Consider the following 19,835-nt stretch of genomic DNA (forward strand, 5'->3'; position numbering starts at 1 on the left):
CGGGTTAGTTTTTCAATTCCAACTGCCGACGGATCGGCAGAAATTCTTACGGTGCCGCGGAGCGGCTAGGACGTCCGGGAGGTCAGCCAGATCGTGAACGCGATGATGACGCCCAGGCCGGCAATCCAGACGAACAGGCCCTCGGAAACCGGGCCAAGGGCGCCCAGGTCGTTGCCGCCGGGGGAGCCGTTGGCTTCGATCTGCTTCAGGAACGTGATGATGTCGCGCTTGCCTTCGGGGCTGACGTTGGCGTCCGAGAAGACCGGCATGTTCTGCGGGCCGGTGACCATGGCCTCGTAGATGTGCTTGCCGGAAACGTCGGCGAGGGCCGGAGCGAACTTGCCCCGGGTCAGCGCACCACCGGCAGCGGCGGCGTTGTGGCACATGGCGCAGTTGGTGCGGAACAGCTCGCCGCCCTTGGCAGCGTCGCCCTTCTCGTCGAGGACACCGGCCTCGGGGATGGCCGGGCCGGGGCCCAGCGAAGCAACGTACGCCGCCAGCTGGTGGGTCTGCTCTTCGTTGAACTGGGCGGGCTTCTTGTATGCCTGCGGGCCGTTCATCTGCATGGGCATGCGGCCGGTGCCAACCTGGAAGTCAACGGCGGCGGCGCCGACGCCCACGAGCGACGGTCCTGCCTGCGAGCCGCTGGCACCCATGCCGTGGCAGGTGGCGCAGTTGGCGGCGAACAGCTTGCCGCCTTCCTCTGCGTCACTTGCACTGAAGCTCGTGGTGTCGGCCTTGGCCTGGTTGACGGTGGTGGCGACGGCGTACAGCCCACCAGTGATGAGGAGGCCCATCAGCAACAGCGCAACTGCTGCCAGTGGGTGACGTCGCTTCTGCGAGAGTGCCTTCACGTGGTGGTTCCTTTATTCGATCCTGCGTTGGCTCGGGGAGCCGATTCTTGAAATTCTATCTCTTGTAGAAAGAGAGACAAGGGGGGGCTACTTGAGGACGTAGATGACCAGGAAGAGGCCGATCCACACGACGTCGACGAAGTGCCAGTAGTACGAGGTGACGATCGCGGAGGTGGCCTCGAAGTGGCCGAACTTCTTCGCGGCGAAGGAGCGTCCGATGATCAGCAGGAAGGCAACCAGGCCGCCGATAACGTGCAGGCCGTGGAACCCGGTGGTCATGTAGAACGCGGAGCCGTAGGCGTTGGAGGAGAGCGAGACGTGCTCGGAAACGAGCATCGCGTACTCGGTCGCCTGGCCGGCCACGAAGAACGCGCCCATGACGAATGTCAGAGTGAACCACTCGTTCATTCCCCACCGGGCGAAGCTCAGCGGACCGCCGAGCCGGCGCGGCTGGAGCCGCTCGGCAGCGAAGACGCCCATCTGGCAGGTAAAGGAACTGGCCACGAGGACGATGGTGTTTACAAGCGCGAAGGGGAAGTTGAGCTTGGCTGTCTCTTCGGCCCACATCTGTCCGGACGTCGAACGGAGTGTGAAGTACATGGCAAAGAGACCGGCGAAGAACATCAACTCACTGGACAGCCAGACGACGGTTCCAACGGAAACCATATTCGGGCGATTCAGCGTCGGGTGCGCCGGGGTACTGGGGGCATGGGTCGCAGATGTCACATAGACATTATGTCTGTAAAACTCTGTCCTGCCCAACGCAAACCGCGTTTTGAGGGGACTTTTTCTACAAAGACGCGAAATCGCGCGGAAAAGTTCCCGACCGCCTTCGCATTGGGCATTGCGGGTTCCGGCTCGATAGCATCGGATCGTGACTTCTCAGGCATCTGCACAGGCTGCAGGCAAGGCATGGCCGCGCCTCATCGGCGCCCTTATTAACCGAATGGACCTCAGCGCCGGGGACACCGAGTGGGCCATGGCGTCCATCATGTCCGGTGAAGCGACGCCGGCCCAGGTCGCCGGATTCCTGGTGGCGCTGCGGGCCAAGGGCGAGACCGTGCAGGAGCTCACCGGCTTGGTGGAGGCGATGGCCGCGGCTGCGAACCCGATCGAGATCGGCGGCGAAAAACTTGACATCGTCGGCACCGGCGGGGACCAGCTGAACACCGTTAACATCTCCACCATGGCCGCCCTGGTCTCGGCCGGCGCCGGCGCCAAGGTCGTCAAGCACGGCGGCCGTGCCGCGTCCTCGAGCTCCGGCTCCGCCGATGTGCTCGAAGCCCTCGGCGTACGCCTGGACCTGCCGATTCCGCGGGTTGCGCGGAACGCGGAGGAGGCGGGGATCACCTTCTGCTTCGCCCAGGTCTTCCACCCCTCCATGCGGCACGCCGCCGTCGCCCGCCGCGAACTGGGCGTGCCCACGGCTTTCAACTTCCTGGGGCCGATGACGAATCCCGCCCACGTGCAGGCATCCGCCGTCGGCGTCGCCAACGAACGGATGGCGCCGCTGGTGGCAGGGGTCCTGGCGGCGCGGGGGAGCCGGGGCCTGGTCTTCCGGGGGGACGATGGGCTGGACGAACTGACCACCACCGGACCCTCCCGGATCTGGGAAATCCGCGACGGGAAAGTGGCGGAAGAAGTGTTCGACCCCCGCGGGCTGGGGATCCGCCAGGCGACGGTGGAAGAGCTGCGCGGCGGCGACGCGGCGGCCAATGCCGCCGTCGTGCGCGCCGTACTGGCCGGCCAGCCGGGGCCCGCGCGCGATGCGACGCTGCTTAATGCGGCTGCGGGTCTGGTGGCCTTCGATCAGGATGCCGCGGGTTCCCTGCCGGAGCGGATGGCAGCAGCGATGAAGCGCGCCGAAGAGTCCGTGGACAGCGGCGCGGCCGCCGCAGTGCTGGACCGCTGGGTCGCCCTGTCCCGCGACTGAGCAGGAGTTACTGCTCGAAGCCGAGGGCGAACGCCGCGTCGAGGTCGTGCTGGGAGTAGGCGCGGAAGGCAATGTGCGTGGTGGTGTGCACCACGGCAGGAACCTTGGAGAGCTTGTCCGCGATGACATCGGCCAGTTCCTCGTGCCGGGCCACCCGGGCAATTGCAATCAGGTCCCATTCGCCGGTCACGGAATAGACCTCGCTGATCCCGGGAATCGCGGAGATCTTTTCGGCGGTCTCCGGGATAGCTGAAGCGTCTGTCTTGATCAGGACGAAAGCGGTGATCACGTGGAAACCTTTCAGATCTGTTGGGCCGCGGACCGGCGGGTTGATCGGCCCCGGCAGGGCCGTGCCATCTGCTGCAAGCCTAGTGCATCAGGCAGGCCGGCGCCGTGCCCGCAGGCGCCGGACGGCCCTCGCCAGGAGGCGCCAGCCGAGCAGGAAGACACCCACACTGAGCAGCGCCACGATCACGAACGGCAACACCACGATCTGGCCGGTGAGCGCGCGCAGGAGCATGCCGACGGCCACCGTGCCAAGCCAGACGCCGACCCCGGCCGGCCAGAGTGCCAACGGAGCACGCCACAACCGCAGCGCCAGCCACGCTACGGCGGCCCCGGCGAGGAACGGCCACGCCGTCGCCAGGACGCCGGTGACGATCTCGCCGCGCTGGTGCGCGTCGCGGCCGATCGCGGCGAAGACCAGGATCAGGACGGCGTCGGCCGCGGCGGCAAGCGCCGCGGTGCGGGCGGGCGACGCCGGGCGGGCCGGAGTCGCGGGGGAGTGCGGGGAAGCGGGGGAGGGCATACTTCAAGCCTAACCTCGGCGGCTCTGGAGTCGGGCCCCGCCCGGGTCTAGTCTGTCCCCAGACCCGCCCACGCAGGAGGCTTACCAATGACCACGCTGCCCGACCGGCCCCGCACCGCCCTGATCGTGATCGATGTGCAGAACGGCGTGGTCGAGGGTGCGTACCGCCGCGACGCCGTCGTCGCGAAGATCGCCGAACTGGTGGACAAGGCCCGGGCTGCCGCCGTTCCGGTCGTCTGGGTCCAGCATTCGGATGCGCAGCTGGCGCGGGGGAGTGACGCGTGGCAGTTCGTCCCCGAGTTGTCGCGGGCCGGGCACGAAACGCTGGTGCACAAGTCCTACGGGGATTCCTTTGAGGGCACGGACCTCGAAGACGCCCTGGCCGCCGCCGGCGTCGGGCGGCTCGTCGTTGCGGGCGCGCAAACAGACGAATGTATCCGGTCGACGATTCACGGAGCTTTTGTCCGCGGTTACGACGTGACACTCGTCGCCGACGCCCACACGACGGAGGACCTCTCGGACTGGGGCGCTCCGCCGCCCGAGCTGGTCATTGCGCACACGAACCTTTACTGGGAGAACCATGCGGCTCCGGGGCGGACTGCGGCGGTCGTGGCCACCAGTGCCGTGGCCTTCGACGGCGGGGCGCCCTGACCGGTCCCGGCACGTAGGATCGGGGGATGGCCCGCCTTATCGTCCCCGATGTCAGTTATCACGCCTCCTGGCTGGAGGGGTCGGTAGAGTTCGACGGCGGCCGCAGGGACGGCGGCGGCGCGGAGGACTGGCCGCTGGAGGAGCTCACGGACGCCACCACTTTTGGCCGCTTCGTGCGTGCGCTCGTTGCCGATGCCTTGCCCGAAAGCCCCCGGAGGCCGGGGTACGTCCCATGCACCTACCTGTGGATCGTGGACGGAGACAGGTTCCTGGGCTCGCTGGCCATCCGGCACGAGCTGAACAGCTTCCTCTTCAACGAAGGCGGCCACATCGGCTACAGCGTCAGGCCGTCCGCGCGGCGGCGCGGCCATGCGGCGCAGGCGCTGTCCGATGCGATGCCCGTCGCCAGGGACCTCGGTATTTCCCGGGCCCTCATTACGTGCGACGAGGACAACGCCGGATCCAGGGCGACCATCGAAAGGAACGGCGGGATCTACGAAGACACCCGCAACGGCAAGCGGCGGTACTGGATCGATACCGCCGGGCAGACCGCACCCTGACGGCCCTCGGCCCCAGGGCGGCGGCGCGCGGACGTCGATGTGCCTCGGCCAATCGACGGACACCCCTCGGGGGCGTACTGTCAGGGCATGACGGGGGAGCAGGGGCGGCAGGGGAGCCGCATCGGGGTATACCGGGCCATACAGGCGGTGCATCTGATGTTCTTCCTGGGCGGTGCCTCCGTCGTCGTTGCGGGCTCTTTCCGCCTCGCCCAAACGGCGGCGGCCCTGCGGGCCCGGGGGCATACGATCGATGGCGACGTGCTCCGGGGACCCTTCATCGGAATCTCGGCCGGCCTGCTTGCTGCCATTTTGGGCGCCTGCGCCTTCCTCCTGTTGCGCAAAGGCGGGCGCTGGGCGTGCTGGCTTAGCGTTGTGGTCTGGTCCGCTCTGTGGTTTCCGCTCGTGGTCAATGTCAGTTCCATGGTGCCGGTGTTCTCCGCACCCATCCTGGTGACGCTGTTGTGCATCGGCGGTTCGGTTTTTGGCACCGCCGCGTACTTCCTCCTGGATCCGGGGAGGCCACGCCCGGCCGGCGTGAAGCGGGTCAGCCCGTAGATGTAGGCCGGTATTGCGGGGAGGAATTGGGGCATCCTCTTTTCGCTCTACTTTACATAATGTAGATTATCGGCGTTAGGCAGGAGTGGCCGAAAGGGGCTGGGTGGATCCGCCGTGGCGGCAACATTGCAGTCCTGGCCGGCGTTCCTAACGTCGTCCGAACGTTGATCCTTACGCCGTCGCGGTGGTGAGAATTTCCGCTCCGTCGTCCGTGATGGCGATTGTGTGCTCACTGTGGGCCGTCCTGCATCCTGTGACGCTGCGCAGCGTCCAGCCGTCCGGATCCGTGATCAGCTTCGCCGTGTCCGTCATCACCCACGGCTCCAGGGCCAGGAGCAAGCCCGGCCGCAGTTCATAGCCGCGGCCCTGGCGGCCGGTGTTCGGAACGTGCGGTTCCTGGTGCATCGTCGAGCCGATGCCGTGGCCGCCGAACTCGGTGTTGATCGGATATCCCGCCTCGCTCAGGACAGCTCCGATGGCGTAGGCGATGTCACCGATGCGGGCCCCCGGACCGGCGGCCTCGATCCCTGCAGCCAGGGCGCGCTCCGTGGCATTGATCAGCGCGACGCTTTCCGGCGGTTGTGACTCCCCCACGATGAAACTGATGGCCGAATCCGCGGCGATCCCGGCCTTGGAGACGGCAAGATCCAGTGTCAGCAGGTCGCCGTCGGCGAGGGTGTAATCGCGCGGCAGTCCGTGCAGGACGGCATCGTTGACGGCCGTGCAGATGTAGTGCCCGAAGGGTCCGCGCCCGAAGGACGGCTCATAGTCGACGTAGCAGGACGAGGCACTGGCGTCGGCGATCATGCTCCGGGCCCAGCGGTCAATGTCCAGCAGGTTCGTTCCCACGGTGGTGCGGTTCCTTAGGGTCTGCAGGATATCCGCGACCACGGCACCTGTCTGGCGTGCGCGGTCCAGTTCGGCGGCATTCAAAATCTCGATCATCCAATTATTATACCGGCCATATAATCCCGCTATACTCGGTGCCATGGTCAGATTGCCGCTCACGGGCGAAGAGGTCGAGCGCGGACAGCGCCTCGGTGCCTTGTTGCGCCGCGCCAGGGCGGACCGCCCCATGCTGGAGGTCGCGCTCGAGGCACAGGTCTCACCGGAGACGCTCCGTAAAATCGAAACGGGACGCATTGCAACCCCTGCCTTCCCAACGATCGCCGCGATCGCCGGTGTCCTCGGGCTCTCCCTCGACGCGGTCTGGGCCGAGATCAGCCACCCCGCCGGCGGCGCCCGCCCGGACGCCCCCGAGCGGCTTTCCCCCGAACGGCTGGCCTCGTAGGGCTACGCTCCGACGTACGCGGCCAGGTGCTGGCCGGTCAGGGTGGAGCGCGCCGCGACCAGGTCGGCCGGCGTGCCCTCGAAGACGATCCGGCCGCCGTCGTGTCCTGCGCCCGGGCCCAGATCGATGATCCAGTCCGCGTGCGCCATGACCGCCTGGTGATGCTCGATCACCATCACCGACTTGCCCGCGTCGACCATCCGGTCCAGCAGTGCCAGCAGGTTCTCGACGTCCGCCAGGTGCAGCCCGGTGGTCGGTTCGTCCAGGACATAGATGGCGCCTTTCTCCGCCATCTGGCTGGCGAGCTTGAGCCGCTGCCGCTCGCCGCCGGAAAGCGTCGTCAGCGGCTGGCCCAGGCTGAGGTAGCCGAGTCCGACGTCGGCGAGCCGCTCCAGGATCCGGTGCGCTGCCGGTGTTGCCGACTCCCCCTCGGCGAAGAACCCGAGGGCCTCCGTGACGGACATGGCCAGGACTTCGGCGATGTTGCGCCCGGCCAGGGTGTACTCCAGGACCGCGGCCTGGAAGCGCCGGCCTTCGCATTCCTCGCAGGTCGTCTCCACCGTCGCCATGACGCCGAGGTCGGTGTAAATCACCCCGGCGCCGTTGCACGCAGGGCAGGCACCCTCGGAGTTGGAACTGAAGAGCGCCGGCTTCACGCCGTTGACCTTCGCGAACGTTTTCCGGATCGGTTCGAGCAGCCCGCTGTACGTCGCCGGATTGCTGCGGCGTGAACCGCGGATCGCGCCCTGGTCGATGACCACGACGCCGTCCCGGCCGGCCACGGAGCCGCTGATGAGTGAACTCTTGCCGGACCCGGCCACTCCGGTGAGGACGCACAGCACCCCGAGCGGAAGGTCGACGTCGACGTCCCGGAGGTTGTGGGTCGATGCGCCCCGCACCGGGAGCGTTCCCGACGCTGCCCGCACGGCGGGTTTCAGGGCCGCCCGGTCATCAAAATGCCGGCCGGTGGTGGTGCCGCTCCCCCGCAACTGCTCGACGGTGCCCTCGAAGACGACCTCGCCGCCGGCGGTCCCGGCCCCCGGGCCCAGGTCGATGACGTGGTCGGCGATCGCGATGGTTTCGGGCTTGTGCTCGACGACGAGCACCGTGTTGCCTTTGTCCCGGAGCTGCAGCAGCAGGCCGTTCATCCGTTCAATGTCGTGCGGATGCAGTCCGATCGTGGGCTCGTCAAAGACGTACGTGACGTCGGTGAGCGAAGAGCCCAGATGGCGGATCATCTTGGTCCGCTGCGCCTCTCCCCCGGAGAGGGTGCCGGCCGGGCGGTCCAGCGAGAGGTAGCCCAGCCCGATCGCGGCAAAGGAATCCAGCAGGTGCTGGAGCCCGCCCAGCAGCGGCGCCACGGACGGCTCGTCGAGCTCGCGGACCCAGCCGGCCAGGTCGCTGATCTGCATGGCACACACCTCGGCGATGTTTTTCCCGTTGACCTTGGCGGACAGGGCTTCCTGGCTGAGCCGGGTCCCGCCGCATTCGGGGCAGGTGGCAAAGGTGATGGCCCGGTCCACGAACGCGCGGATGTGCGGCTGCATGGAGTCCGGATCCTTGGAGAGCATGGACTTCTGGATTTTCGGGATCAGGCCCTCGTAGGTGAGGTTGATGCCTTCAACCTTGATTTTGGTGGGTTCCTTGTAGAGCAGGTCGTGGAGCTGCTTCTTGGTGTACTTGCTGATCGGCTTGTCCATGTCGAAGAAGCCGGACCCGCTGAAGATCCGGCCATACCAGCCATCCATGCTGTAGCCGGGAATGGTGAGCGCCCCATCGGCCAGCGACTTGCTGTCGTCGTATAGCGCGGTGAGGTCGAAGTCTGAGACCGACCCCATGCCCTCGCAGCGGGGGCACATGCCGCCGAGATAGACGGCCTCGTTCACCACCTGCTTCTCGACCCGGCCGCTCTTCTGCGTGCTCATCACCCCGCTGGCCTTCCGCGTCGGGACGTTGAAGGAGAACGCCGTCGGCGGCCCAACGTGGGGTTGTCCGATCCGGCTGTAGAGAATCCGGAGCATCGCGTTCGCGTCGGTGGCGGTGCCGACCGTGGAGCGCGGGTTCGAGCCCATCCGCTCCTGGTCCACGATGATCGCCGTCGTCAGGCCTTCGAGGACATCCACGTCCGGCCGCGACAGCGCCGGCATGAAGCCCTGGACGAACGCGCTGTAGGTTTCGTTGATCATCCGCTGGGACTCCGCGGCGATGGTGGCGAACACCAGCGAGCTCTTGCCGGATCCGGACACGCCGGTGAACGCCGTCAGGCGGCGCTTCGGGATCTCGACGCTGATGTCCTTGAGATTGTTCTCCCGGGCGCCCTGGACGCGGATCAGGTCGTGCGTGTCGGCCACATGCGGCGACGCAGGCGGTGCGTCCGGGTGGGGCAGGTCCATGGTTTCTCCCTCTGCGTCGCGGGGCCTCCGGCCGTGGTCCGGAGGCCGCGGCCTGGCTGGTTGTGACCAGCTTAGAACAGCGGCCGGGCGCGCCGGACCGGTGCCGGGCGCAGGCGCGGCGGCGCGGCGACGGGCATTGCCTTAACCGGCGGCCTCACTAAGAATGAACCATGACGGTCTACCTGAGGTCCCTCGAAACAGCTGTCCCGCCCACCGTGCTGATCCAGGCCGAAGCCCGCGACGTGTTCGCGGCCCAGCCGGGGCTGAGCAGGCTGGGTTCCCGCTTGGTGAGCACCTGCTTCGACTCAGCCGCCATCGACACCCGGTACACCGCCGTCGAGGAACTGACCACGGGCGCCAGGGCGGAGAACCCGAAATTCTTTGACCAGGCGACCGGGCTGCTGCTCAGTCCCAGCACGAAGACCCGGAACGATATCTTCGCCGCCGAGGCGGCCAAGCTCTTCATCGAGGCGGCCGAAAAGGCGGTGGACGCCTGCCCCGGCATGGACCGGCGGATGATTACGCACCTCGTGACGGTCTCCTGCACCGGGTTCTTCAACCCGGGGCCCGACTACAAGATTGTCCGCGCCCTCGGGTTGAATCCCGCGGTCCAGCGCTACCACCTGGGCTTCATGGGCTGCTACGCCGCGTTCCCGGCCCTGCGCGCTGCCAAGTCGTTTTGCGACGCCGACCCGGACGCTGTCGTGCTCGTGGTGTGCGCCGAACTCTGCTCCCTCCATGTGAGGACCTCGAACGATCCGGACACCATCATGGGCTCGGCACTGTTCGCCGACGGCGCCGCGGCCGCCGTCGTCAGTTCCCGCGAACTGCCGGACCAGCCGGCGCTGATGACCCTGGACCGGTTCGAGACCGTCCTGACGCCCGTGGGCGAGGAGGCGATGGCCTGGAACATCGGCGACGAGGGCTTCGAGATGATCCTGGGCAGCTACGTCCCGCACATCATCGACGACCACATCATCGGCGCGCTGGACCCGCTCCTGTCCCAGGATGCCTCGCTGGCCGGTCTGCCCTACCGGGATATCCGGCACTGGGCGATCCATCCCGGTGGGCGCAGCATCCTCGACAAGGTCCAGGCCAGGCTGGAGCTCAGCGACGAACAGTTGGTTCCTGCCCGCGAAACCCTGCGCAACTTCGGCAACATGAGCAGCGCCACGGTGCTGTTCGTGCTCCGGCACATCCTGGACCAGCCGGCGGAAGACCCGGCCCCGGCCGCTGAAAGCCCGCGGCGGGAGGAAGGCGAAGAACGGATCTGCTCGATGGCCTTCGGGCCAGGCCTGACCGTGGAGACGGCGCTGTTCACCCGGCTGACCGCCCCGCGGTCCGGCGGCGCGGACTCCGACGCAGTCCGGCGGCCGGTTACCGCGCCGGTCTGATCCGCCGGGATGGACCTGCTGCGCGGCCGCGCCCTCGATGCCGTCGAGGAGATGGACCGGCCGGACTGCGACGCCGGACGGCTGGAGCGCACCTACGCACAGTTCGGGGTGGTGAACCGGGCCGTTTCCGGCTGGCAGGGCATTTACCGCCGGGAGCTGAGGCCGCTGCTCTCCGCGGCCGGCACCACGACGCTGCTGGATATTGGTTGCGGCGGCGGCGACGTGCCGCTGTTGCTGTCCCGCTGGGCGGCCCGGGACGGGTTGCGCCTGGAGATCACCGCGGTGGACCCGGACCGCCGGGCCGCGGCCTTCGCGGCCCGGCGCCCTCCCCGCGCAGGGGTCTCGTTCCGGCGGCAGTCGACCCGGGACCTGCTCGCGGCGGGCGCGCGCTTCGACGTCGTCGTGTCCAACCACGTGCTGCACCACCTGGCGCCCGGAGAGTTCACCGCTTTCCTGGCCGATTCCGCGGAGCTCGCCACTATGCGGGTGATCCACAACGACCTCCGCCGCAGCCCGGCGGCCTATGCGCTGTTCTGGGCGGCCGCCCTGCCGTTCACCGGGTCCTTCATCAGGCGCGACGGGCTGACCTCCATCCGGCGCAGCTACACGGAGGCCGAACTTGCCGCCGCCGCTCCCCCGGGCTGGACCGTGGAGCGGCGCTCTCCCTTCCGCAACCTGCTGGTGTGGGAGAAGCCGTGTCCGGCGTCGTGATCATCGGCGGCGGCCCGGTCGGTCTTTTCATGGCCGCCCTGCTGCTGCAGCTTGGGCTGGAGGTCACGGTGCTGGAACGGCGCACCTCCCCCGCGGCGCACCCGAGGGCCATCGGCATCCATCCCCCGGCGCTGGCGGCGCTGGCATGGATCGGCGCCGACCAGGACCTGATCCGCCAGGGCGTCCCGATCCGGCGCGGCAGGGCCCTGCACGGCGGCACCACCGTCGCGGAAATGTCCTTCGCCCGCGTGTCGGGCAGCTACCCGTTCGTCCTGTCCGTCCCGCAGGACCGCACCGAGGCCGTGCTGGAGGAACGCGTCGGAGCCCTCGCTGCCGGGACGCTGCGCCGGGGCGTGGAGGTGTCCGGACTGCGCGAGCAGGACGGCGGGGTCACGGTCACGGCACGGCACGGCGGCCGGGAGCTGGAGTTCCGGGCGCCCCTCGTGATCGCCGCGGACGGCGTCGGCTCGATGGCCAGGACCATCCTCGCCCCGCCGCTGCGCCGCAAGGACTACCCGGACCGCTACCTGATGGGCGACTTCGCGGACGGCACCGGGCTCGGTGCGGACGCGGCGCTGTTCCTGGCCCGGGAAGGCATCGTCGAATCCTTTCCGCTGCCCGGGATGCTGCGGCGCTGGGTGGTCCGGCTGGGCCCGGCCGGGCACGGCGCGGACGCCGGCTGGCTCGCCGGGGAAGTGCGACGGCGGACCGGAACCGAGGTGGACCCCGGGAGCAACAGCATGCTCAGCAGTTTCGGTGTCCGGTCGAGGCTGGTCCGGCGGATGGTGCACGGCCGTACCGTCCTGATCGGTGACGCGGCCCATGAGATCAGCCCGATCGGCGGCCAGGGCATGAGCCTGGGCTGGCTGGATGCCGTGGCCCTGGCGCCGCTGGTGCCGCCGCTTCTGGCCGGGAGCGGCGAGGGGCTTGCCGGCTACGAAGCGGCGCGGGTGCGCCAGGCGGCACGCGCGGCCCGGCAGGCCGAGATCAACATGGCGCTCGGCCGGCCCCTGCCCGCAGGCTTGCTGGTCGTCCGGAACGGCGGTATCGCCGCCGCGGCCGCGGTGCCGGCGGTCAACCGTTTCGTCGCCCGCCGCTTCACTATGCAGTAGCCGTCGGGCCGGGCTCGTCGGGCCGGTGGTAACAGTCGTAACTGTGCTGGCTGGTGACCAGGCCGTCCCGGACCTCGAAGACGGCGACCGTACTGGCCCGGATCTCTTCTCCCGCGTCCCAATAGGGAAGTCCCAGTTGCAGGACCGCCGACCAGTCCGCTTCCACCACCACCCGGCCTGCCTCGCAGGTGCTGCGGCGGACCTCGAAGCGCTGGCCGACGACGACCTCCCCGCTGCGCTCGGCGCCGGCCAGGACCTCGGACCGCGTTCGGACGGACCCCTGCGGCGCGAGAAGGCTGGGAGCCTCGGTCAGCACGTAGCCGGGTGCCAGGAACGGGTCCAGCGCGGCCGCGCCCCCGGTTTCGAGGGCACGCAGCAGGCCCAGCACGCGATCAAGCGGACTGGTCCCCGGAGGCAGCGGATGGGCAGCAGCGCGGGAAGTCATGGACCGAGACTAGCCCACCCGGCCCCCGGCACTGTCCCGCGGCCGGGGCCGCCGCCTACACTGGCCGCATGGGCAGCCTTCCATCCTCCCTGCGCCGGTCCCTGCCCCGGCTGGGGATGGCGGCGCTCCTGCTGGCGGCGGCTTCGTGCAGCACCGGTACCGGGCTCTCCGGGGCAGGTCCCGGCGCGGACGCCTCCGGGACGACCACCGGCCCGGTAACGCCCGCCGGCGGGACCTCCTCCCCGACCGGCCGCCCCGCGCCGCTGAGCGCCTCGATCAGCCAGTTCCGCGACAACTACGGCAAGCAGGTTGTCGAAATCCAGTTGACCAACACCGGCAGTGCAGCGATCACTGCGGTCGCGGCCACGCTGCACAGCCCGCTCTTCCCTGCCGGCGCCCGCTGGGCGTCACCAGCCGGAACGGAGTTACCGCCGGGCCAGGTGAAAAGCCTTTCCGTGCGGTTGCCCGCCGCGCACTGCCGCCCGGCGCCCTCCGGCAAGGCCGCCGGGACGGCCACCGTCGTGGTCCGGTTAACCTCCGCCGACGGCTCTCCGGAAGCGTCCGTCCGGGCCGCCGCGGAAGACCCCTTCGGTGTCCTTGTCCGGAACCACGATGAGCTCTGCCTGGCCCGGGCAGCGGCCGAGGTCGCGGCCTTCCGGCTCGGCCCGGGCCTGGAACGCTCCCCGGACGGCCGGACCGCCGTCCTGCGCCTGGTCATTACCCCGGCACGCTCCGGCTCCGGCAGCTTCCTGGTCCTCAACGGCGTCGGCGGCACCACGCTGCTGGCGGAGGACCCGGCCCTTCCGTGGCCCGGGCCGGTGCGGATCGTCGCGGGCGGGCCGGAACGCGTGCTGCGCCTGGGCATCCGGCCGGCCCGCTGCGACCCGCACGCCGTCGCGGAGGACAAGGTGGGAACGCTGCTCCCGCTGACCATCTCGGCCGGAGGGCGGGACGGCGTGCTGAAGGTGGCCGCAGGAGCAGCACTGCGCGGACAAATCTACGACTTCGTCACCTCCGCCTGCCGGCGCCAGTAGTCTGGTGCCATGTCTGCAGACGCCAGGAACGAAGCCAACCACGACGCCCCGTTGAGCGGGGCCAGCGACGACCAGATCCGGGAGCTGGTGGACCACGTCCTCGACGCCGGGGTGCTGCCGCCCATCGTCCAGGTGGGCCACCCGGTCCTCCGCCACCGGGCGGTCCCGTTCACCGGCCAGCTCGACGAGGAACGGCTGGGCCGCCTGATCGACCTGATGCGCCGGGTGATGCACAAGGCGCCGGGGGTCGGCCTCGCCGCTCCGCAGCTTGGGATTCCCCTGCAGCTGGCCGTGCTTGAAGACAACTTCGAGGTCGATCCGCTGGTCGCGGCGGCCCGCGGCCGGGAACCCCTGCCGTTCTTCGCCATGCTGAACCCTGAGTACACCCCGTTGGGGTCGGCCCACTCCGCCTTCTACGAGGGCTGTCTGTCCGTCAACGGGCTGCAGGCCGCGGTGCGCCGGCCGACGGCTGTCCGGCTGGACTTCACCGCGGCGGACGGCACCCGGCAGCAGCAGGAGTTCAGCGGCTGGCAGGCCCGCATCGTGCAGCATGAAACCGACCACCTGCACGGCATCCTGTACCTTGACCGCGCGGAACTGCGCTCCCTGAGCAGCAACGCTGAGTACGCCTCCCGCTGGTCCCAGCCGGACATCAGCCTTGCCCGGCAGGAACTCGGGTTCCTGCCGGGCGGGGCCTAGCCGGGTCCGACGCTCCTAGCCGGCGGCCGGCGCGTCCGCCGGGGACGGGTTCGACGCCGTCGGAAGGTGCCGCGCCCACCACCGCAGGATCTCGTCGAAGCGCTGCCGGCGGTGGTGCGGGGTACCGGAGCGCGACAGCTCGTGGTTTTCCCCGGGGAAGACCAGGAAGGCTGCCTCCACGCCCAGCCGCTTGAGCGCCGTGAAGTACCGCTGGCCCTGCTCCACGGGGCAGCGCAGGTCTTCCTCGCTGTGCACCACCAGGGTCGGGGTCCGCACCTGGTCCACCCTGGCCATCGGGCTCTGGGCCGTCACCTGGTCGGGATCCGTTCCGGTGTACTCGCCGCCGAAGAACCAGCCGATGTCGGCGCTGCCGGTGAAGCTCACCGGATCCAGGAAGCCGCGCTCGACGATGGCGGCCTTGAACCGGTGGTCGTGGCTGATGGTCCAGGCGGTGAGGTAGCCGCCGTACGAGCCGCCCATGATGCCCAGGGCGCCCCCGTCGAGTTCCTCGAATTTCTCCAGCGCCCCGTCCAGGAACGCCAGGACGTCCGCCATGTCCAGCGTGCCCATCCGCTCCTTGATGGCGCGTCCGTGCGCCTGGCCGTAGCCCGCCGAGCCGCGCGGATTGCACATTAGGACCGCGTACCCGGCAGCGGCGTAAACCTGCGCCTCGTCGAAGAGGGCGCCGGTGAACTGCGCGAACGGGCCGCCGTGAATGTTCAGCAGCACCGGGTGCGGGCCCTCGCCCTCCGGCCGGACCAGCCAGCCGTGCACCGGGTAACCGTCGGCCGAGGCGAACGTCAGCTCCTGCGGGGCGATGATCCCGGCGTCGGTCCGCAACGGTGCGGAGAAGTCCGTCAGGACCCGGAGCCGGGCACTGTCATCCCGCGCTCCCTCCTGCTGCGCCTCCCGCAGGACCGCCACATCGCCGGCGCTCTGCGCGTCGGCGAAGCTGAGCACCACGACACCTCCGGCTTCCGCCGCGCCGGTGACCACCCTGTCCCCGTCGAGCAGCACCTCGGAGCGTCCTTCCGGGCCGAAGGCCAGCAACTGGACCGTGCCGCGGGCGTTGTTCAGCACCAGGGCACCGTCGGCGCCGCGGGGTTCGATGCCGCCGGCGGCCAGGTCCGCGGTCTCCGGGTCGCTGAGCCGGACCGCGTCGCCGCCACCGGCGGGCATGATGTACAGCGCCGTGTTACGGGCCACGAAGTCGCGTCCCGACGCGCCGATGTCCTGGGCGGTGAAGTAGAGCCAGTGTCCGTCCCGGCTTTCACGGACCGCGGCCACCGACAGCCGGCCAAGGTCGGCCGGGGTGAGATCTTCCGGGTCCGACGGCGCGGCCGGACCCAGCGGAAGGCGGTAGATCCCGCTGCCCAGGTCGCTGTCGCTCCCCTCGTGCAGGGCAGCGGTGAAGTACACGTAGCGGCCGTCGGCGCTGCAGGAAGCGCCGGAATGGTCGGTGCGCGCGGCCGTCAGCTGCCGGGCCGCCGGCACGCCGTCGTCTTCCCCGTCAGGGCTGCCGGCACCGGCCTTCAGGGCCCGTCCCGCGGGCGCCACCGGAGGTTCGGCGGCCAGGTCCGGGACGTCGACGGCGAACAGCTGAACCGGCTTGTCCGTCGTGTAGCCGACCCCGTTCATCCGGTATTTGTACTCCGTGATCAGCCGGGCATCCTCGGCGCCGGCGCCGACCCCGTCGATGGTGCCGTACCTGCCCTCCTCCGGGTCTCGGGCGCTGAAGACCAGGGTGCGTGAATCAGGGGCCCAGGTGAAGGCGCTGACGCCGAGCGGTGCGGCGGTGACCGGTACCGGCTCCCCGCCGGCGGCTTCAACGACGTGCAGCTGCGGTTTTCCGCCGGCCGCGGCCCGAAGGAAGCCCAGGGTCCGGCCGTCCGGCGAAAACGCCGGCGCCGTGTCGCGGAAACCGCGGGTCAGCCGGCGCGGCGGGAGCGCCGGGTCCACCGGCACGTTCCACAACTGGCCCACATAGGCGTCGGCATCGAAATCGGGCCGGACCACGGACACGACGGCACGGGTGCCGTCCGGGTGCACGGTCGGGGCGGAAACGGACTTGAGCAGGGGCAGGTGGTGGGATTTCACGAGTGCGAGCCTAGCCCTGAACGGACGTGACGTGAAACACCCCGCGGGGCCGAGTCCTCCGGCCGCCGTACGATGGAGGCTATGTTCGCCCGGACCCTCCCCGCCCTGACCTGCCCGGTGTGCCGGGAGCGGCTGGAGGTTGACGGCGGCGGACGGCGCCTCGCCTGTCCCGCCGGTCACAGCTTCGACGCCGCCCGGCAGGGCTACTTCAACTTCCTCACCGGCAAGGGCACCGTCTTCGAAGCGGACGCCGCGGACATGGTCGCGGCGCGCTTTGATTTCCTCTCCGCCGGGCATTACCGCCCCCTCGCTGACGCCGTCGCCGGACTGGCCGCACCGTTCCTCGCAGCCCCCGGCGCCGCCGTTCTCGACGCCGGCACCGGCACCGGGCACTACCTGCGCGCGCTGCTGGACCGTGTCCCTGCCGCTGCTGCCGGACTGGACATCTCGAAGTTCGCGCTCCGCCGTGCGGCCCGCCTGAACCCAGAAGCCGTCAGCATCGTCGCCGATGTGTGGCAGCGGCTTCCGCTCGAGGACGACGCGGTCGACGTCGTGACAGTGGTGTTCGCGCCGCGCAACGCGGCGGAGTTCGCCCGCGTGCTGCGCCCCGGCGGCCGGCTGGTGGTGGTCACGCCCCGGCCGGGGCACCTGGCCGAGGTGGCGGGACATACCGGCATGCTGGGGATCGAACCGGCCAAGGAGGAACGCCTGGCCGCCGCACTCTCCGGCCACTTCCGGGCAGCCGGCGAACACGAACTCGACCTCACCCTTCAGCTGGCGCCGGCGGACGTGGCCAACCTCGCCCTGATGGGTCCAGCCGGCCACCACCTGGACCGGGCGGTGCTGGCGGCCCGTACCGCGGCGCTGCCGGCCCGCACGGAGGTCGCGGCCCGGTTCCGGATCAGCGTCTTCGCGCCGCTGGAGCCGCCCGGTCCCGCCGCCGCGGAATAACGACTTGGCCACGGTCACCGGCCGGCTGCGGCGCCCCGTCCCACGGGCTTGCCCCCCGGCTTAGGATGGAACCAAGCCACGCCGGGTCTGCGTCCGCAGCGCCCGCAGCGCGTGGCCAAGGGGGACGAAATGTTCGAATGGCTGGCCGAAAACTGGTGGGCGCTGTGGCTCACGGTGTTCCTGGTGTTCGCCGTGGTGGAAATGCTCACCCTCGATCTTTTCTTCTTCATGCTTGGCGGCGGCGCCCTGGCCGGGCTCATTGCGGATTTTGCCGGCGCCGAACCGTGGCTGCAGATCGTTGTCTTCAGCGTCGTTTCCCTGCTCATGATCGGCTTCGTGCGCCCCGTGGCGCTCAAGCACTTGCGCAACAGTCCGGCTGACCAGCGCAGCAACATTGAACGGCTGATTGGCGAACCCGCCATCGTCGTGGAACAGGTCAACTCCGACGGCGGCCTGGTCAAGATTGGCGGCGACGTCTGGAGCGCGCGCTCGGTGTCCGGAGAGCTGGCGCCCGGGCAGCGTGCGGTGGTCAGCGCCATTGACGGCGCCACCGCGGTGATCGTTCCGCAGCAGGAACCCGGGACGCGGTAGCAACTGCCGCGCCAACCATAACCACACAATTTGGGGAAAAGGTGATGTATGGATATCGCAGTCGCAGTAGTGCTGCTGGTACTCGTAGCGTTTGTCATAATCGTGCTCGTGCGGTCGGTGCGGATTGTTCCGCAGGCCCGCGCCGGCGTCGTGGAACGCCTCGGGAAGTACCAGCGGACATTGAATCCGGGCCTGACGCTCCTGATTCCCTTTGTTGACCGGCTGCTGCCCCTCCTGGACCTCCGCGAACAGGTCGTGTCCTTCCCGCCGCAGCCGGTGATCACCGAGGACAACCTCGTGGTGTCCATCGACACGGTCGTCTACTTCCAGGTGACCGACGCGCGCGCCGCCACCTACGAGATCGCCAACTACATCCAGGCCGTCGAACAGCTCACCACCACCACGCTCCGCAACGTCGTCGGCGGCCTGAACCTCGAGGAGGCCCTGACCTCCCGGGACCAGATCAACGGCCAGCTGCGCGGGGTGCTGGATGAAGCGACCGGCCGGTGGGGCATCCGGGTCTCCCGGGTTGAGCTGAAGGCCATTGACCCGCCCCACTCCATCCAGGATTCGATGGAGAAGCAGATGCGTGCCGAGCGGGACCGCCGCGCGGCCATCCTGACGGCCGAAGGCACCAAGCAGTCCGCCATCCTGACCGCCGAGGGCCAGCGCCAGTCCTCGATCCTCAAGGCCGAAGGTGACGCGCAGGCGGCGATCCTGCGGGCCGACGGTGAGGCCCAGGCGATCCAGAAGGTGTTCGACGCCATCCACAAGGGCAACCCGGACCACAAGCTGCTCGCCTACCAGTACCTGCAGACGCTGCCGAAGCTCGCCGAGGGCACGTCCAACAAGCTCTGGATCATCCCCAGCGAAGTCGGTGAAGCGCTCAAGGGCATCGGCGGCGCGCTGGGCGGTTTCGGCCCCGCGGCCGACGCCGAGCACGTCCCGGGCGGCAACCCCGACGGCCGTCCCGGCCGGCAGGCTCCGGTTGCGGCTGCAGGAGCTGCAGCTGCTGTTCCGGCCGCCGCAGCCCCGGTGGCGCCACCGGTGCCGACGTCGGCCCCAGGCTCTGCGCCCGAGGCCTGAGAACAGACTGCAGCGGCCCGAAGGCCCGCCCCGCCACGCCGGCGGGGCGGGCCTTCGCGGTCCGGCGGCTTTACCTGGCGGACGGCGGGCGCGTATAGTGGAGTATTTGTCCGGCCGGTTCGGCTGGCTGGAACAATTAAGCTTCGCGGCGCGTTGAACCTAATGTCGATTTTGGCAGTGAAAAGTGCACCTGCAGGTGCACCGGGAACGCAATGCACCACATAGTCCGGCGGCGCCTAGCGGCGCCAGCCGGCGCAGGGCCGGGCCCTGGGAACCGAGCATAAGGGAGAAAAGATGAGCGATCGCAGCCTGCGGGGCATGCGCCTTGGCGCACAGAGCATGGAGACGGAATCCGGCGTCGAACCGGCTCCGCGCCAGCGGGTTGAGTACCGCTGCGAGGACGGCGAGCAGGTCTTCGTAACCTTCTCCTCCGAGGCCGAGATTCCCCCGGTCTGGGTTTCCAAGACCGGCAAGGAAGCGCTGCTGGTCGACGGCGAACGTCCCGTCAACAGCAACGAAAAAGCCGTCCGCACGCACTGGGACATGCTGCTGGAACGCCGCTCCCTGCCGGAGCTGGAGCAGATCCTCGAAGACCGCCTCACCATTCTGCGTGAGCGCCGCGGGGAACGCCGCTCCGCTTGAGGCTGCGCCCCACGAAAACAGGCCGGGC

The 19,835-nt window shown here is 69.3% G+C and carries 22 protein-coding genes; 14 read left to right on the forward strand and 8 right to left on the reverse strand.

Annotated features, from left to right (window positions below):
- Nucleotides 1-65: 65 nt before the first annotated feature.
- Both ASG71_RS11445 and ASG71_RS11450 read right to left on the reverse strand, forming a co-directional pair.
- Complete coding sequence (locus ASG71_RS11445) at nucleotides 66-854, reverse strand: c-type cytochrome (protein ID WP_056739297.1); 789 nt, start codon at nucleotides 852-854, stop codon at nucleotides 66-68.
- Nucleotides 855-941: 87 nt separating this feature from the next.
- Nucleotides 942-1,520 carry a heme-copper oxidase subunit III gene (locus ASG71_RS11450; protein WP_056739299.1) on the reverse strand — a complete coding sequence of 193 codons (579 nt, stop codon included), beginning with the start codon at nucleotides 1,518-1,520 and terminating at the stop codon, nucleotides 942-944.
- 208 nt (nucleotides 1,521-1,728) lie between these two features.
- On the opposite strand from ASG71_RS11450, the gene trpD reads away from it, so the two are divergent.
- Nucleotides 1,729-2,787 carry an anthranilate phosphoribosyltransferase gene (gene trpD / locus ASG71_RS11455; protein WP_056739301.1) on the forward strand — a complete coding sequence of 353 codons (1,059 nt, stop codon included), beginning with the start codon at nucleotides 1,729-1,731 and terminating at the stop codon, nucleotides 2,785-2,787.
- 7 nt (nucleotides 2,788-2,794) lie between these two features.
- On the opposite strand, the gene ASG71_RS11460 is transcribed toward trpD, so the two are convergent.
- Both ASG71_RS11460 and ASG71_RS11465 read right to left on the reverse strand, forming a co-directional pair.
- Nucleotides 2,795-3,076, reverse strand: coding sequence for an Lrp/AsnC family transcriptional regulator (locus ASG71_RS11460; RefSeq protein ID WP_056739303.1), 282 nt, complete (start codon nucleotides 3,074-3,076; stop codon nucleotides 2,795-2,797).
- 87 nt (nucleotides 3,077-3,163) lie between these two features.
- On the reverse strand, nucleotides 3,164-3,595 hold the full coding sequence (locus ASG71_RS11465) for a DUF3054 domain-containing protein (protein ID WP_056739305.1): 432 nt from the start codon (nucleotides 3,593-3,595) through the stop codon (nucleotides 3,164-3,166).
- Nucleotides 3,596-3,682: 87 nt separating this feature from the next.
- Between ASG71_RS11465 and ASG71_RS11470 the strand changes: the two genes are divergently transcribed.
- From ASG71_RS11470 to ASG71_RS11480, 3 genes are all read left to right on the forward strand, one after another.
- A complete protein-coding gene (locus ASG71_RS11470) occupies nucleotides 3,683-4,246 on the forward strand; it encodes a cysteine hydrolase family protein (RefSeq protein WP_056739307.1) in 564 nt (187 codons plus the stop codon).
- A gap of 26 nt (nucleotides 4,247-4,272) precedes the next feature.
- Nucleotides 4,273-4,806 (forward strand): GNAT family N-acetyltransferase, encoded by a 534-nt coding sequence (locus ASG71_RS11475; protein WP_056739309.1) that lies wholly within the window; start codon nucleotides 4,273-4,275, stop codon nucleotides 4,804-4,806.
- 87 nt (nucleotides 4,807-4,893) lie between these two features.
- Nucleotides 4,894-5,361, forward strand: a complete 468-nt coding sequence (locus ASG71_RS11480) for a hypothetical protein (protein ID WP_056739312.1) — start codon at nucleotides 4,894-4,896, stop codon at nucleotides 5,359-5,361.
- Nucleotides 5,362-5,532: 171 nt separating this feature from the next.
- On the opposite strand, the gene map is transcribed toward ASG71_RS11480, so the two are convergent.
- Nucleotides 5,533-6,306 (reverse strand): type I methionyl aminopeptidase, encoded by a 774-nt coding sequence (gene map, locus ASG71_RS11485; RefSeq protein ID WP_056739314.1) that lies wholly within the window; start codon nucleotides 6,304-6,306, stop codon nucleotides 5,533-5,535.
- Nucleotides 6,307-6,349: 43 nt separating this feature from the next.
- Between map and ASG71_RS11490 the strand changes: the two genes are divergently transcribed.
- Entirely contained in the window at nucleotides 6,350-6,652 is a 303-nt protein-coding gene (locus ASG71_RS11490; protein ID WP_056739316.1) for a helix-turn-helix transcriptional regulator, read from the forward strand.
- Between the two features lie 2 nt (nucleotides 6,653-6,654).
- On the opposite strand, the gene ASG71_RS11495 is transcribed toward ASG71_RS11490, so the two are convergent.
- Nucleotides 6,655-9,045, reverse strand: coding sequence for an ATP-binding cassette domain-containing protein (locus ASG71_RS11495; RefSeq protein ID WP_056739318.1), 2,391 nt, complete (start codon nucleotides 9,043-9,045; stop codon nucleotides 6,655-6,657).
- Nucleotides 9,046-9,215: 170 nt separating this feature from the next.
- Here ASG71_RS11495 and ASG71_RS11500 point away from each other — a divergent pair, with 170 nt between their 5' ends.
- Genes ASG71_RS11500 through ASG71_RS11510 form a run of 3 tightly spaced genes read left to right on the forward strand, consistent with a single transcriptional unit; the run spans nucleotide 9,216 to nucleotide 12,262 of the window.
- The gene (locus ASG71_RS11500; RefSeq protein WP_056739320.1) at nucleotides 9,216-10,439 is read left to right on the forward strand and encodes a type III polyketide synthase; all 1,224 of its coding nucleotides are present in this window, start codon (nucleotides 9,216-9,218) and stop codon (nucleotides 10,437-10,439) included.
- Nucleotides 10,440-10,448: 9 nt separating this feature from the next.
- Complete coding sequence (locus ASG71_RS11505) at nucleotides 10,449-11,150, forward strand: methyltransferase domain-containing protein (RefSeq protein WP_056739322.1); 702 nt, start codon at nucleotides 10,449-10,451, stop codon at nucleotides 11,148-11,150.
- Nucleotides 11,123-12,262, forward strand: coding sequence for an FAD-dependent oxidoreductase (locus ASG71_RS11510; RefSeq protein WP_268760379.1), 1,140 nt, complete (start codon nucleotides 11,123-11,125; stop codon nucleotides 12,260-12,262). Before ASG71_RS11505 ends, ASG71_RS11510 begins: the two co-directional genes overlap by 28 nt.
- Here ASG71_RS11510 and ASG71_RS11515 read toward each other — a convergent pair.
- Nucleotides 12,252-12,707, reverse strand: a complete 456-nt coding sequence (locus tag ASG71_RS11515; protein WP_056739325.1) for a nuclear transport factor 2 family protein — start codon at nucleotides 12,705-12,707, stop codon at nucleotides 12,252-12,254. The two genes, ASG71_RS11510 and ASG71_RS11515, sit on opposite strands and share 11 nt — an antisense overlap.
- A gap of 68 nt (nucleotides 12,708-12,775) precedes the next feature.
- Between ASG71_RS11515 and ASG71_RS11520 the strand changes: the two genes are divergently transcribed.
- Together ASG71_RS11520 and ASG71_RS11525 are read left to right on the forward strand one after the other, a co-directional pair.
- Complete coding sequence (locus ASG71_RS11520) at nucleotides 12,776-13,741, forward strand: hypothetical protein (protein WP_235564066.1); 966 nt, start codon at nucleotides 12,776-12,778, stop codon at nucleotides 13,739-13,741.
- A 9-nt stretch (nucleotides 13,742-13,750) separates the two neighbouring features.
- Complete coding sequence (locus ASG71_RS11525; RefSeq protein ID WP_056739327.1) at nucleotides 13,751-14,440, forward strand: peptide deformylase; 690 nt, start codon at nucleotides 13,751-13,753, stop codon at nucleotides 14,438-14,440.
- 15 nt (nucleotides 14,441-14,455) lie between these two features.
- Here the strand turns inward: ASG71_RS11525 and ASG71_RS11530 are convergent, their stop codons facing one another.
- The gene (locus ASG71_RS11530) at nucleotides 14,456-16,537 is read right to left on the reverse strand and encodes a S9 family peptidase (RefSeq protein ID WP_056739328.1); all 2,082 of its coding nucleotides are present in this window, start codon (nucleotides 16,535-16,537) and stop codon (nucleotides 14,456-14,458) included.
- An 81-nt stretch (nucleotides 16,538-16,618) separates the two neighbouring features.
- Here ASG71_RS11530 and ASG71_RS11535 point away from each other — a divergent pair, with 81 nt between their 5' ends.
- The 4 genes from ASG71_RS11535 (at nucleotide 16,619) to ASG71_RS11550 (ending at nucleotide 19,807) form a co-directional block, all read left to right on the forward strand.
- Nucleotides 16,619-17,488, forward strand: coding sequence for a methyltransferase domain-containing protein (locus ASG71_RS11535; RefSeq protein ID WP_056739330.1), 870 nt, complete (start codon nucleotides 16,619-16,621; stop codon nucleotides 17,486-17,488).
- 129 nt (nucleotides 17,489-17,617) lie between these two features.
- Complete coding sequence (locus tag ASG71_RS11540; protein WP_056739332.1) at nucleotides 17,618-18,079, forward strand: NfeD family protein; 462 nt, start codon at nucleotides 17,618-17,620, stop codon at nucleotides 18,077-18,079.
- 48 nt (nucleotides 18,080-18,127) lie between these two features.
- Nucleotides 18,128-19,165 carry an SPFH domain-containing protein gene (locus ASG71_RS11545; RefSeq protein WP_200947985.1) on the forward strand — a complete coding sequence of 346 codons (1,038 nt, stop codon included), beginning with the start codon at nucleotides 18,128-18,130 and terminating at the stop codon, nucleotides 19,163-19,165.
- 294 nt (nucleotides 19,166-19,459) lie between these two features.
- On the forward strand, nucleotides 19,460-19,807 hold the full coding sequence (locus ASG71_RS11550) for an RNA polymerase-binding protein RbpA (protein WP_026266329.1): 348 nt from the start codon (nucleotides 19,460-19,462) through the stop codon (nucleotides 19,805-19,807).
- The last annotated feature ends 28 nt before the right edge of the window (nucleotides 19,808-19,835 follow it).

Origin of the sequence: Arthrobacter sp. Soil763, assembly GCF_001428365.1 — a bacterium.
Lineage (GTDB): Bacteria > Actinomycetota > Actinomycetes > Actinomycetales > Micrococcaceae > Arthrobacter.